Genomic DNA, 13173 nt, shown 5'->3' with positions numbered 1-13173 from the left:
CACGGTCTCGCGGAGGCCCTACGGGGTCTCCGCGAGCCCTGCCGGAGCCTCGATCTCGGCGTACCGCTGCACCCACGCGTGCATCGCGATCGCGGCCGCGGCACCCGCGTTGATCGACCGGGTCGAACCGAACTGGGCGATCGAGCAGACCATCTCCGCATGCGTCCGGGCCTCCTCGGTGAGGCCCGGCCCCTCCTGGCCGAAGAGCAGGACACAGCGCCGCGGCAGCACGGTCCGCTCCAGCGGCACCGCGCCCGGCAGATTGTCGATCCCGATGATCGGCAGGCCCTCGGCCGCGGCCCACGCGGTCAGCGACTCGGTGTCCGGGTGGTGGCGCACATGCTGGTAGCGGTCGGTGACCATCGCCCCGCGCCGGTTCCAGCGACGGCGACCCACGATGTGGATCTCCTTCGCCAGGAACGCGTTCGCGGTCCGCACTACTGATCCGATGTTGAAGTCGTGGCCCCAGTTCTCCACGGCGACATGGAAGTCGTGACGGCGGGTGTCCAGGTCGGCGACGACCGCCTCGCGCGTCCAGTACCGGTACCGGTCGACGACATTGCGCCGGTCCCCGCCCGCCAGCAGCTCGGGGTCGTAGCGCTCGCCGTCCGGCCAGGGCAGCGGATGCGGCCCGACACCGACCTCGGGGGCGTACCCCTCGTCGTACTGGATCGGCTCGGACTGCTCTGCGGTGCTCACCCCACGAGGGTACGGGCGGCGGGTTCCTCACTCGAACGGCGCTGGTCGGGCACCTTCCCACCCCTACGGGACAGCAGCCTGTCCCGGCCGCGCCCCACCCGCACGCCCAGCCAGACCAGGAACGCCGTCGGCAGGAACACCGCGTCCGCGGAGATCATCGCGAGCGAGAACAGCGGCAGCCCGAGCAGCACCGCGATCCCGGCGTGCTCCAGCATCATCGCCACCAGCAGGACGTTCTTGACCTTGCGGTTGAACAGGGCGAAGGGGAACGCGACCTGGATCAGCACGGTGCCGTAGGTCAGCACCATCACCATCACTCCGCTGGAGCCGAGGAAGTCGGAGAGTGCGGGCCACGGAGTGAAGTAGTCCAGCTTGAGCGGGTAGTACAGCGCGGTGCCGTCCTGCCAGCGCGAACCCTGGATCTTGTACCAGCCGGCTGTGGCGTAGATCAGACAGACCTCGGCCATGATCACGACGAGTGTCGCGTTGTGGGCGAGATTGGCGAGGACGTCGAGGAGCGTGCGCGGCTCGCCCGGGGCGTAGCGGCACACCGCCCACCACAGCGCCTGCGCCAGCCACAGCACCCACATCAGCACCAGCAGCCAGGTGGAGCCGGTGACACCGAGGAAGTAGGTGGCGACGAGCAGGAAGCCGCCGAGGACCGCCCACAGCAGCGGTCCGACGACGTCGCGGCGGGGCGGCAGACCGTCGGCCGCGGCGCGGGCCTCGCGGGCCGCCCGGCGGGCGTCCAGGGACCAGACCTGGCCGCAGCGGGTCAGGACGAGGTAGATCGCGGCGAGGTGGATGACGTTGTCGCCGCCGTCGCCCACGAAGACGGAGCGATTCTGCAGGGACAGCACACCGACCATGAAGACCACCGACACGGCGCGGGTGCGCCAGCCGACCAGCAGCAGCGCGGCGGAGAGCACGGCGAGCACGTAGACGAGCTCGAACCAGAGCTCGCCGTCCGACCACATCAGCACCGTGAACGCGCTGTTGTCGGCGATCAGCTGTCGGCCCATCTCCCACGACCAGGGGCTGTCGGGGCCGTACAGCTCATGGCGGTGGGGCAGCTCGCGCAGCAGGAAGAGCAGCCAGGTGAGCGAGAAGCCGATCCGGATGATCGCGCTCTGGTACGGCCCGAGGGCGTTGGCGGTGACCCGCTGGATGGCCCGCGCGAGCCGCCGGTCGACCGGCTCGTGGGGCAGGCCGGGTACGGCGTACGCGCCCGGGGCCGCGTGGTCGCCGGAGGTCTGGTGCAGCCCGGGGGCCTGGTTCCGGGACGGCTGGTTCTCCGGGGCCGGGCTCTGGGACGGCTGGCTCTCGGGCACCTGGTTCTCGGGCACCTGGTTCTGGGACGGCTGGCTTTCGCGCGCCTGACTCTCGGGCACCTGGTTCTGGGACGGCTGGTTCACCGGGCCGCCTCCGTGCGGTCGTTCTTGGCACCACGGGGCAGATCGGCGGCGGTCACCTTCCACCACGGGTACTCCCGGTGGACGGGGTCCGTGGACGTCTTCTCGGTGCTCCACGACGGGGCCGGGACGGCGCGCACGGTGGAGCGGAGCTGGATCCGCTCCACCGTGCCGTCGAGGCGCTGCTCGTCGAGGCGGAGCATGACGATCCGGCGGACGTAGCTCTCGGAGAGCCGGCCGCGCAGCCCTTGGGCCCGATGGTCCTCGGTGTGGGTGTTCAGATAGAAGTCCCACGCCCGGCGGAGCTCGTTCTGCTCCGTGTGGCTGGGGAGGAGGCTGCCGCGGATGGCCTCGGTGTCCTGCGCGGTCAGACTGATCCAGTCAGTGGTGCGCCGGGAGCCGTCGGCGGCCGCGACCTCCGCGCGGACCTGGACGGCGTTGTTCTGCTGGAGCGGGTTGGGCGCGAAGAGCTTCCAGTTCTGCTCGAACTCGGGATAGATCCAGTCGTCGACGACGGCTCCGTGCTGCTTGGTGAGCGTGTTCGACGGCGCGACGTGCAGAAACACCATCGCGAGATGGACCAGGGCGAAGACGCCGGCGGCGGCCAGCGCGACGGCCGCGACGACCTGGTACGGAAGCGAGAGCGAGGCTATCCCGGCGCCCGTGCGGGGCTCCGTTCCGGTGGCTGGGCGCGCCTCACGCGCGCCCGTGTCGTCGTACGAGTCCATCCCGCCCCGATCCCCGATCCGTCCCACCGCAGTTATCCACAGGGTTGACACCATACGGGCCGCCGACCGACCATTGAAGTCATTCAACCGAACGATCGGTCGGTAGGCCGGCGGTAGGGGGTCCGATGACCACAGGGACGTCAGCGACAGCGGTGACCGCGGGCGCACAGGACGCACAGTCCGCGCGGGACGCGGCCACGGCGGCGACCCAGGCCGCCTACGAGGCGGTGTTCGACGCCGCCGTCGCCGCCGACGAGCGCATCGAGCCACGCGACTGGATGCCCGACGCCTATCGGGCGTCGCTCGTCCGCCAGATCGCGCAGCACGCCCACTCCGAGATCATCGGAATGCAGCCCGAGGCCAACTGGATCACCCGCGCGCCCTCACTGCGCCGCAAGGCGATCCTCATGGCCAAGGTCCAGGACGAAGCAGGCCACGGGCTGTACCTGTACAGCGCGGCGGAGACCCTCGGCACCAGCCGCGACGAGCTCCTCGACAAGCTCCACTCCGGCCGCCAGAAGTACTCCTCGATCTTCAACTACCCCACGCTGACCTGGGCCGACGTCGGCGCGATCGGCTGGCTCGTGGACGGCGCCGCCATCACCAACCAGGTCCCGCTCTGCCGCTGCTCCTACGGCCCGTACGCCCGCGCGATGGTCCGCGTCTGCAAGGAGGAGTCCTTCCACCAGCGCCAGGGCTACGAAGCCCTGCTCGCCCTCTCCCGCGGCACCGAGGCCCAGCACGCCATGGCCCAGGACGCGGTCGACCGCTGGTGGTGGCCCTCCCTGATGATGTTCGGCCCCCCGGACGACGAGTCGGCGCACTCCGCCCAGTCCATGGCCTGGAAGATCAAGCGCCACTCCAACGACGAGCTGCGCCAGCGCTTCGTCGACATCGCCGTCCCCCAGGCCGAGGCGCTCGGGCTCACCCTCCCCGACCCGGACCTGAAGTGGAACGAGGAGCGCGGACACTACGACTTCGGCGCCATCGACTGGACCGAGTTCTGGGACGTCCTCAAGGGCAACGGCCCCTGCAACGAACAGCGGCTCGACAAGCGCCGCCAGGCCCACGAGGACGGCGCCTGGGTCAGGGAAGCCGCCGCGGCATACGCCGACAAGCACGCACAGCAGCAGAAGCACGGGGAGGCAGGAGCATGACCACCGACGGATGGCCCCTGTGGGAGGTGTTCGTGCGCTCGCGCCGCGGACTGTCCCACACCCACGCGGGCAGCCTCCACGCGCCGGACGCCGAGATGGCCCTGCGCAACGCCCGCGACCTGTACACCCGTCGCAATGAAGGCGTATCGATCTGGGTGGTCCCCTCCGCCGCGATCACCGCCTCCTCGCCCGACGAGAAGGACCCCTTCTTCGAACCGTCGGCGGACAAGCCCTACCGCCACCCGACCTTCTACGAGATCCCCGAGGGAGTGAAGCACCTGTGACCGCGCAGACCACCGCGACCACGACCGCAGCCCTCGCCCTCGGAGACGACGCCCTCGTCCTCTCCCACCGCCTGGGGGAGTGGGCCGGCAACGCACCCGTCCTGGAAGAGGAGGTCGCCCTCGCGAACATCGCACTCGACCTTCTCGGCCAGGCCCGCATCCTGCTCTCCCTCGTCGGCGACGAGGACGAGCTCGCCTACCTCCGCGAGGAACGGGCCTTCCGCAACACCCAGCTGGTCGAGCAGCCCAACGGCGACTTCGCCCACACCATCGCCCGCCAGCTCTACTTCTCCACCTACCAGCGGCTCCTCTACGCCCGGCTGGCGACCGGCGACGGGCCCCTGAGCGGACTCGCGGCCAAAGCCGTCAAGGAAGTCGCCTACCACCAGGACCACGCCGAGCACTGGACCCTGCGCCTCGGCGACGGCACCCCCGAGAGCCACGACCGGATGCAGCGGGCCTGCGACGCACTCTGGCGCTACACCGGCGAGCTGTTCCAGCCCGTCGACGGCCTCGACATCGACCACGAAGCCCTGCAGAGCGCCTGGCTCGCCTCCGTCACCGCCGTCCTCGAAAAGGCCACCCTCACCGTCCCCAACGGGCCGCGCACCGGCGCCTGGGCCGCGGGAGCGGGCCGGCAGGGCCTGCACACCGAGCCCTTCGGGCGGATGCTCGCCGAGATGCAGCACCTGCACCGCAGCCACCCGGGGGCGGCATGGTGACCATGACGGACCTGGAGCAGGAACTGAGCCGGATCGCCGGCGCCGTCCCCGACCCCGAGCTGCCCGTCCTCACCCTCGGCGAACTCGGCGTCCTGCGCGGCGTCCAGGTCCTCGGCCCCGGCCGCGTCGAGGTCGAGCTGACCCCCACATACACCGGCTGCCCCGCCATCGAAGCGATGTCCAGCGACATCGAGCACGCACTGCACGAGCACGGCGTGCCCGAGGTCACCGTCGTCACCGTCCTCGCACCCGCCTGGTCCACCGACGACATCAGCGACGAAGGACGACGCAAGCTCGCCGAGTTCGGCATCGCCCCGCCCCGCCCCCAAGGCCCCGCCGGCGGACCCGTCGCCCTCACCCTCGCGATCCGCTGCCCGAACTGCGGCTCCACCGACACCGAACTGCTCAGCCGGTTCTCCTCCACCGCCTGCAAGGCGCTGCGCCGCTGCACGGCCTGCCGCGAACCGTTCGACCACTTCAAGGAGTTGTAGATGCAGTCCTCACGCCCCGGACGGGCCGGGTTCCATCCGCTCCGGGTGAGCGAGGTCGAGCAGCTCACGGACGACTCGGTGGCCGTCACCTTCGCCGTCCCGCCCGAGCTGCGCGAGGCCTACCGCCACACCCCCGGCCAGCACCTCGCCCTGCGTCGCACCGCCCGGCACGGCGAAGAGATCCGCCGCACCTACTCGATCTGCGCCGCCGCCACCCCCGAAGGCCAGGACCCCGTCCTGCGCGTCGGCATCCGGCTCGTCGACGGCGGCGAGTTCTCCACGTACGCCCTCAAGGAACTGGCCGTCGGCGACACCGTCGAGGTCATGGAACCGATGGGCCGCTTCACCCTCGCCCCCCGCCCCGGACGGTTCGCCGCCGTCGTCGGCGGCAGCGGCATCACCCCGGTCCTGTCGATGGCGGCCACCCTCCTCGCAGCGGAACCGGACTCCCGGTTCTGCCTCGTCCGGAGCGACCGCACCGCCTCCTCCACGATGTTCCTCGACGAGGTCGCCGACCTGAAGGACCGCTACCCCGACCGCTTCCAGCTCGTCACCGTGCTCTCCCGCGAGGAGCAGCAGGCGGGCCTCCCCTCCGGACGCCTCGACAAGGAACGGCTCACCGGCCTGCTCCCCGCACTCCTGCCCGTCGCCGACATCGACGGCTGGTTCCTGTGCGGCCCGTTCGGCCTCGTCCAGAGCGCCGAACACGCCCTGCGCGGACTCGGCGTCGACCGCACCCGAATCCACCAGGAGATCTTCCACGTCGACGACGGCTCGGCACCCGCCCCGGCACCCCGCGCCGACGCACCGGTCCACGCCACCCTCACCGCGACCCTGCACGGCCGCTCAGGCAACTGGCCCGTACAGGAAGGCGAGACGCTCCTCGACACCGTCCTCCGCGCCCGCGCCGACGCCCCCTACGCCTGCAAGGGCGGAGTGTGCGGCACCTGCCGCGCCTTCCTCGTCGACGGCGAGGTCCGGATGGACCGCAACTTCGCCCTGGAGCCGGAAGAGACCGAGGCCGGATACGTCCTGGCCTGCCAGTCCCACCCGGCCACCGCGGAAGTGGAGCTCGACTTCGACCGCTGAGGGCCCCGCGGCCATTCCCTTCGCCTAGAACCTGTTCTATCTTGACGATCCGTCAGATCGGCAACGGGAGGGCATGGCCGTGGACTTCACCTTCACCGAAGAACAGCAGGCGGCCGTCGAGGCGGCCAAAGCGGTCTTCTCCGGCGTCACACCCGACGGCGTACCGAGCCCCGCGCTCACCCCCCACGCCGTCGCCGACGACTTCGACCGACCCCTCTGGTCCCGCCTCGCCGCCTCCGACCTCCTCGGCCTCGTCCTCGCCCCCGAACACGGCGGCGCCGGCCTCGACACCATCGCCCTCTGCCTCGTCCTCCGCGAATCCGCCCGCGTCCTCGCCCGCGTACCCCTCCTGGAGACCAGCGCGGTCGCCATGACCATCCAGCGCTACGCCACCGACGACACGGCGACCGAACTCCTCCCCCGCGTCGCCCGCGGCGAACTCGTCCTCACCGCCGCCGCCAACGGCCGCACCGGCCACGACCCCGCCGAACTCGCCGTCACCGCCCACCGCGACGGCACCGCCTGGATCCTCGACGGCCTCCAGAGCGCCGTCCCCTGGGCCCACGGCGCCGACCGCATCGCCGTCCCCGCCCACACCACCGACGGACACACCGTCCTCGCGCTGCTCCCCCGCACCCACGACGGCCTCACCCTGGCCGAGCAGTACTCCACGAGCGGCGAACTCCTCGCCGAACTCCACCTCGACTCCGTACGCCTCGACAGCACCGACGTCATCGACACCGAAGGCGCCTGGGAATGGCTACGCGGCGTCCTCGCCACCGGAACCTGCGCCCTCGCCCTCGGCCTCGGCGAGAACGTCCTCACCATGACGAGCCAGTACACCGGCAAGCGCGAACAGTTCGGCCACCCCGTGGCCACCTTCCAAGCCGTCGCCGTCCAAGCCGCCGACCGCTACATCGACCTGCGCGCCATGGAAGTCACCCTCTGGCAGGCCGCCTGGCGCATCAGCACCGGAGCCGGCGGACCACTGCCCGCCGCCGCGGACATCGCCGTCGCCAAGATCTGGGCATCCGAAGGCGTCCGCCGCGTCGTACAGACCGCCCAACACCTCCACGGAGGCTTCGGCGCCGACACCGACTACCCCCTGCACCGCTACCACGCCTGGGCCAAACAGCTCGAACTCGCCCTCGGCCCCGCCGCCGCCCACGAGGAAGCCCTCGGCGACCTGCTGGCCGCCCACCCCCTCGGCTGAACCGCCACCTACAGGACGAAGCCCGGGCCGCCGTCGTTCCCCACGACCGGCCGCCCGGCACCGTCCCAGGCCAGCATCCCGCCGTCGACGTTCACCGCGTCGATCCCCTGCTGCACCAGATACTGCGTGACCTGCGCCGAACGGCCACCCACCCGGCACATCACATACGCGCGACGGCCATCGGCCACCGCCTCGGTCACCTCACCGAACCGCGCCACGAAGTCACTCATCGGCACATGCAGCGCGTCCACGACATGCCCGGCCGCCCACTCGTCGTCCTCCCGGACATCCAGCACCAGGGCATCGGCCGGCACAGAGGCCGCTTCCACCGAGGGCAGCGGGGCGAAGTTCATGGGACGGGCCTTCTCTCATTCAGTACCGAGCTCTGACGAAAACCTACTGCACCAGTGCGGCCAGCTCCGCCTCACGCTCGGAGACCTGCGCCAGCAGCTGCTCGGCGATCTCCTCCAGCAGCCGGTCCGGGTCGTCCGGCGCCATCCGCAGCATCGCGCCGATCGCACTGTCCTCCAGCTCCCGCGCCACCAGCGTCAACAGCTCCTTGCGCTGCGTCAGCCACTCAAGGCGCGCGTACAGCTCCTCGCTCTCGCTGAGCCGCTCCTCCTCCGGCACCGGACCCGCGGCCCACTCGGCGGACAGCTCACGCAGCAGCGCGACGTCACCGCGCGCGTACGCGGCGTTCACCCGTGTGATGAACGCGTCGCGCCGCTTGCGCTCGTCCTCGTCCCGCGCCAGATCCGGGTGTGCCTGCCGCGCCAGCTCGCGATACAGCTTCCGGGCCTCCTCGCTGGGCCGGACCCGCTTCGGCGGCTGCACCGGCTGCTCGGTCAGCATCGCGGCGGCCTCGGGGGACAGCCCGTCGGAGTCGATCCAGTCGTGGAACAGCTCCTCGACGCCGGGCATCGGCATCACGACCGCCCGCGCCTCCTCCGCCCGCCGCAGATCCTCCGGATCCCCGGTCTTGGCCGCCCGCGCCTCGGCGATCTGCGCGTCCAGCTCGTCGAGACGGGTGTACATCGGGCCGAGCCGCTGGTGATGCAGCCGGGAGAAGTTGTCCACCTCGACCCGGAACGTCTCCACCGCGATCTCGAACTCGATCAGCGCCTGCTCGGCCACCCGCACGGCCTTCTCCAGCCGCGCCTCGGGCCGCTCCGCACCGGCGTCACCACCCGGGCTCGCGCCCTGGTCCACGTCCTGGTCCACGCCTACGTCCTCGCTCCGGTCCGTCACCCCACCAGCCTACGATCCCGTCGGGGGCCCCTCCCCCCTCCCTCCCTCCCCCGCCCCGCCCCACCCCCGTCCCCCGTCGGCGACGTCAGCCCGTGGCCAGGCAGGCGTCGGCCGTCATACTCCGAGCTCGGCCGCTATCCGGCCGTTGTTCACCGCTGTGACCAGGTCGGTGTGGTCCGCCGTGGTGCGGTCGGCGTACGCGACGGCGAAGGCCGCGATCGCCTCGTCGAGCTCCTCGTTCTTTCCGCAGTAGCCGGCTATCAGGCGCGGGTCGGCGCTGTGGGCGTGCGCGCGGGCCAGCAGGGCGCCGGTCATGCGGCCGTAGTCGTCGACCTGGTCCGGTGTGAGGGCGGCGGGGTCGACGCTGCCCTTGCGGTTGCGGAACTGGCGCACCTGGAACGGGCGCCCCTGCACGGTGGTCCAGCCGAGCAGGATGTCGCTGACGACCTGCATCCGCTTCTGTCCCAGGACCACACGGCGTCCTTCGTGTCCCGGGTCGGGGACGGTGAAGCCGACGGCCGGGAGGTGGGGGAGCAGGGCCGAGGGCCGTGCCTCCTTCACCTGGAGGACCAGGGGCTCGCCCCGGTGGTCGAGGAGCAGTACGACATAGGAGCGGGTGCCGACGCTGCCGGTCCCGACGACGCGGAAGGCGACGTCGTGGACGGTGTACCGGGCGAGCAGCGGCAGCCGGTCCTCGGAGACGGTGGTCAGGTAGTCGCCGAGGGAGGCGGCGACCGCCGCCGCTTCCTGGTCCGGTACGCGGCGCAGTACCGGCGGTGCGTCGACGAAGCGCCGGCCTCCGCCGTCGGCGTCGGTCACGGACTCGGTCGACTTCGCGGCGAAGCGTGCGCTGGTGTTGTTCCGGGCCTTCTCCGAGACCCGTTCGAGGGTGCCGAGCAGGTCGCGGGCGTCGGTGTGGGAGACGAGTTCCTCGTCGGCGATGGCGTTCCAGGCGTCGAGGGCGGGGAGCTTGGCGAGCAGGCGCATCGTGCGTCGGTAGGCGCCGACGGTGTCGAAGGCGGCGGCCCGGCAGGTGTCCTCGCTCGCTCCCGCTTCCCGTCCGGCGAGCACCAGGGAGGTGGCGAGTCGCTTGAGGTCCCATTCCCAGGGGCCGACGACGGTCTCGTCGAAGTCGTTGAGGTCGATGACGAGGCGGCCGCGGGCGTCTCCGTAGAGGCCGAAGTTGGCCGCGTGCGCGTCGCCGCATATCTGGGCGGCGACGCCGGTGACGGGGGAGCCGACGAGGTCGTGGGCCATGAGTCCGGCGGAGCCGCGCAGGAACGCGAAGGGGCTGGCGGCCATTCTGCCGACGCGTATCGGTGCGAGTTCCTTCACGCGGTCGCGGCTGGATTCCTCGACGGCGCGGACGGCGTCGGGACGGTCGTCGGCGAGGGTGAGCGTGCTGTGGGTGGAGCGTGGGAGGCGCTCGCGCAGGGACTTGCCCTGTTCCTTGGGGGTGTCCGTCGCCCCTGCGGCTGCCCGCTGTGCGAACCCGGGCACGTGCGGAACGCGTCCGCTGTCCGTGCCTCGCTGTTCCGGTACGACCGTCCGGATCTCGCCCATGAGACGTCCTCCCCCGACTTGGTGTGGCCCTGCCCAACATCAACTGGGCATGACGGTACCGCCGGGTCAGGCGGCCCGTCTTCCCCTGTGGACAACGGCCTGTGGACAACGGAGTCGGGACGCTCAGACCGCGACGGCCTCCTCCAGCTCCTCCTCCAGCTCCTCCAGCGCGTCCTCCGTCTCCCGCCGTCGGCGGGCCTCGGCAACCGCCGCGGCGACCGTGAGGGCGACTCCGGCGAGGAACCAGAGGGCGAGGACGAGGAGATGTCCGCCGAGTGCGTGGTCGTCGAAGTAGACGTGGGCGCGGACGCCCTCGACGAAGCCGGCTCCGTTCCAGAAGGCATGCAGGGCGGCGAAGAGGCCGGGCTGGAGTTCGGGGCGGTAGATGCCTCCGGAGCTGGTGAAGTTGAGCATGACGAACAGGACCATCACGCCGAGGGTGGTCCAACGGCGCAGGAAGGTGTGGAGCCCGACGCCGATCAGCAGGATGCCGGCCGAGTACAGCCATGACATCGCCCAGACTCCGCCGAGTCCGTGGTCGACGAGGTGGAACATCGGTCCGGCGAAGACGGTGCCGATGAGGCTGACGGCGAGCGACGTTCCGGCGGCGAGCAGGGCGCGGATCCGGAGGGGGAGGACGGCACCCGCGCCGCCGATGACGGCGACGGAGGCGTACGAGCCGATGCTGAGGGCGACCAGCAGGAAGAAGATGCCCTGTCCGGTGGGGTCGCCGTCGGAGACGGGGGCGACGTCGGTGACCTTCAGGGGCGCGTCCTGTCCTGCGGCGACCTTGGTGAAGACCTTCTCGACGGCCATGGCGCTGGTGTCCGAGGAGGCGGAGGCGACGAGCAGTTCGGGGTGGGTGCCGGGGATGTAGGCGCCGTAGGAGGTCTGCTCGCGCAGGGCGGTGACGGCGGTCTGCCGGTCGGCGACGGTACGGACGTCGAGGGCGCCGGCGCCCTTGTCGTGGAGGGTCTGGGCGAGGACCTGGGCGGTGGGACCGGAGCCGACGACGTCGACGCGCAGGTCGTGGGGCTGGGGGGCGTGGAAGGCGCCGAGGTAGGCGAGTCCCATGCCGAGGCACATGAGGAGCGGGGTGAGCAGATGCCCGAGCACGTGCCGCAGCGCACCCGCCGGTGCCGACGCCGATCCCCGTGCGGCACCCGCCGGTGCCGACGCCGATCCCCGTGCGGCACCCGCCGGTGCCGACGCCGATCCCGAGACCCGTGCGGCACCCGCCGGTGCCGATCCCGAGACCGGTGCCGTTCGCGCCGATGTCGATCCGACGGTCTCTGGGGACTCGGACACGAGCACCCACCTCCATGGTTGGCTTTTACAACTAAACAACCGTTGTACTATACAACTAACCGCCATCGAGCAAACCGGGACCCAAGGAGCGCACCATGACCGACGCCCCGCGCGAGACCTCGGTCGACACCATCCAGCGGGAGCTGACGGCGTTCGCCCGCCGGGCCCGCGCCGCGGCCGCCCGGCTCCATCCCGAGCTCCCGCTCGTCTCGTACACGCTGCTCGCCCACATCGTCGACCAGCAGGGCTGCCGCGCCACCGATCTCGCCGCCCACTATCTGCTGGACAAGTCGACGGTCAGCCGCCAGGTCGGCGGCCTGGAGAAGCTCGGTCTGGTCGAGCGCCGGCCGGACCCCGAGGACCATCGGGTCCAGGTGCTGCATCCGACGGAGGCGGGCACCCGTGTCCTCGCCTCCACCCAGGCGAGCCGACGGGCCGCCTACCAGGAACGCCTCAAGGACTGGTCGGCCGAGGACCTCGCCCGATTCGCCGCGTACCTGCTCCGCTACAACGCGGCCGGCCCCGCCGCCCTCCCCGACAACAGCCCCGTCGCCCCCACCACGACGAGCCCCTAAAGCCCCGCGTCGCGCGCCAGGAGCGCCGCCTGCACCCGGTTCTCGCACCCCAGCTTGGCGAGGATCCGGCTGACGTACGTCTTCACGGTGGCCTCGCTCATGTGCAGGCGCCGCCCGGCGTCCGCGTTGGACAACCCCTCCCCGAGCACCGCGAGCACCTCGCGTTCCTTCTCGCTCAGCGCCGCCACCCGCGTCCGCGCCTGCTCGGCGCGGGCCACTTCGCGTCCCGAGGCCAGCTTTTCCACCACGTGCCGGGTGGCGGCGGGAGACAGGTAGGCGTCTCCCGCCGCCGCGGCCCGTACCGCCCGGATCAGCTCGGCCGGAGCCGTGTCCTTGAGCAGGAACCCCGCGCCGCCGTGCTCCAGGGCGCGCAGGACGTTCTCCCGTTCGCCGAAGGTCGTGAGCACGATCACCTTCGTCGAGGGTGCCGCCCGGCGCAGTTCGGGCAGGGCGGAGAGCCCGTCGAGGACCGGCATCTGGATGTCGAGGAGTACGACGTCGGCGGAGTGCGCCCGCGCCTGCTCGACCGCCTCCCGCCCGTTCGCGGCCTCCGCCACCACCTCGATGTCCTGGTCGGAGGTGAGGATCATCCGGATCCCGGCCCTGATCAGCGGCTCGTCATCGGCGATCACGACCCTGATGCGCTGCCCTGTCACAGCTACTCCCCAACGGCTACCGATTCGG

General features: G+C 71.4%; 15 protein-coding genes. 7 read left to right on the top strand and 8 right to left on the bottom strand.

Annotated elements, in window-relative coordinates:
• Nucleotides 1-18: 18 nt before the first annotated feature.
• From ACFVZW_RS11740 to ACFVZW_RS11730, 3 genes are all read right to left on the bottom strand, one after another.
• Entirely contained in the window at nt 19-699 is a 681-nt protein-coding gene (locus tag ACFVZW_RS11740; protein WP_384519889.1) for a TrmH family RNA methyltransferase, read from the bottom strand.
• Nucleotides 696-1907 carry an HTTM domain-containing protein gene (locus ACFVZW_RS11735; RefSeq protein ID WP_384519980.1) on the bottom strand — a complete coding sequence of 404 codons (1212 nt, stop codon included), beginning with the start codon at nt 1905-1907 and terminating at the stop codon, nt 696-698. Before ACFVZW_RS11735 ends, ACFVZW_RS11740 begins: the two co-directional genes overlap by 4 nt.
• A 203-nt stretch (nt 1908-2110) precedes the next feature.
• The gene (locus ACFVZW_RS11730) at nt 2111-2839 is read right to left on the bottom strand and encodes a DUF5819 family protein (protein ID WP_384519887.1); all 729 of its coding nucleotides are present in this window, start codon (nt 2837-2839) and stop codon (nt 2111-2113) included.
• 125 nt (nt 2840-2964) lie between these two features.
• Between ACFVZW_RS11730 and paaA the strand changes: the two genes are divergently transcribed.
• From paaA to ACFVZW_RS11700, 6 genes are all read left to right on the top strand, one after another.
• The gene (gene paaA, locus ACFVZW_RS11725) at nt 2965-3996 is read left to right on the top strand and encodes a 1,2-phenylacetyl-CoA epoxidase subunit PaaA (RefSeq protein WP_384519885.1); all 1032 of its coding nucleotides are present in this window, start codon (nt 2965-2967) and stop codon (nt 3994-3996) included.
• On the top strand, nt 3993-4280 hold the full coding sequence (gene paaB, locus ACFVZW_RS11720; protein WP_260228409.1) for a 1,2-phenylacetyl-CoA epoxidase subunit PaaB: 288 nt from the start codon (nt 3993-3995) through the stop codon (nt 4278-4280). Before paaA ends, paaB begins: the two co-directional genes overlap by 4 nt.
• Nucleotides 4277-5002, top strand: coding sequence for a 1,2-phenylacetyl-CoA epoxidase subunit PaaC (gene paaC, locus ACFVZW_RS11715; protein WP_384519883.1), 726 nt, complete (start codon nt 4277-4279; stop codon nt 5000-5002). Before paaB ends, paaC begins: the two co-directional genes overlap by 4 nt.
• Nucleotides 4996-5493 carry a 1,2-phenylacetyl-CoA epoxidase subunit PaaD gene (paaD, locus tag ACFVZW_RS11710; RefSeq protein ID WP_384519881.1) on the top strand — a complete coding sequence of 166 codons (498 nt, stop codon included), beginning with the start codon at nt 4996-4998 and terminating at the stop codon, nt 5491-5493. Before paaC ends, paaD begins: the two co-directional genes overlap by 7 nt.
• The gene (locus ACFVZW_RS11705) at nt 5494-6582 is read left to right on the top strand and encodes a 2Fe-2S iron-sulfur cluster-binding protein (protein WP_384519879.1); all 1089 of its coding nucleotides are present in this window, start codon (nt 5494-5496) and stop codon (nt 6580-6582) included.
• 79 nt (nt 6583-6661) lie between these two features.
• Complete coding sequence (locus tag ACFVZW_RS11700; RefSeq protein WP_384519978.1) at nt 6662-7795, top strand: acyl-CoA dehydrogenase family protein; 1134 nt, start codon at nt 6662-6664, stop codon at nt 7793-7795.
• 8 nt (nt 7796-7803) lie between these two features.
• On the opposite strand, the gene ACFVZW_RS11695 is transcribed toward ACFVZW_RS11700, so the two are convergent.
• The 4 genes from ACFVZW_RS11695 to ACFVZW_RS11680 all read right to left on the bottom strand — a co-directional run bounded on the left by ACFVZW_RS11695 (nt 7804) and on the right by ACFVZW_RS11680 (nt 11692).
• Nucleotides 7804-8148 carry a rhodanese-like domain-containing protein gene (locus ACFVZW_RS11695; RefSeq protein ID WP_362359586.1) on the bottom strand — a complete coding sequence of 115 codons (345 nt, stop codon included), beginning with the start codon at nt 8146-8148 and terminating at the stop codon, nt 7804-7806.
• A gap of 43 nt (nt 8149-8191) precedes the next feature.
• Nucleotides 8192-9016 carry a hypothetical protein gene (locus tag ACFVZW_RS11690; RefSeq protein ID WP_384519976.1) on the bottom strand — a complete coding sequence of 275 codons (825 nt, stop codon included), beginning with the start codon at nt 9014-9016 and terminating at the stop codon, nt 8192-8194.
• A gap of 141 nt (nt 9017-9157) precedes the next feature.
• Complete coding sequence (locus ACFVZW_RS11685; RefSeq protein WP_384519877.1) at nt 9158-10606, bottom strand: DUF2252 domain-containing protein; 1449 nt, start codon at nt 10604-10606, stop codon at nt 9158-9160.
• Nucleotides 10607-10729: 123 nt separating this feature from the next.
• Complete coding sequence (locus ACFVZW_RS11680; protein ID WP_384519974.1) at nt 10730-11692, bottom strand: hypothetical protein; 963 nt, start codon at nt 11690-11692, stop codon at nt 10730-10732.
• 317 nt (nt 11693-12009) lie between these two features.
• Here ACFVZW_RS11680 and ACFVZW_RS11675 point away from each other — a divergent pair, with 317 nt between their 5' ends.
• Nucleotides 12010-12489: a MarR family winged helix-turn-helix transcriptional regulator gene (locus ACFVZW_RS11675; RefSeq protein ID WP_384519875.1), complete on the top strand. Its 480-nt coding sequence runs from the start codon at nt 12010-12012 to the stop codon at nt 12487-12489.
• Here the strand turns inward: ACFVZW_RS11675 and ACFVZW_RS11670 are convergent.
• Nucleotides 12486-13145: a response regulator gene (locus ACFVZW_RS11670; protein WP_384519873.1), complete on the bottom strand. Its 660-nt coding sequence runs from the start codon at nt 13143-13145 to the stop codon at nt 12486-12488. The genes ACFVZW_RS11675 and ACFVZW_RS11670 overlap by 4 nt on opposite strands.
• Between the last annotated feature and the right edge of the window lie 28 nt (nt 13146-13173).

Origin of the sequence: Streptomyces sp. NPDC059567 (assembly GCF_042735655.1) — a bacterium.
Lineage (GTDB): Bacteria > Actinomycetota > Actinomycetes > Streptomycetales > Streptomycetaceae > Streptomyces.
Note: the sequence above shows the minus strand (reverse complement) of the source record. Positions and strands in the feature narration are given on the sequence as shown.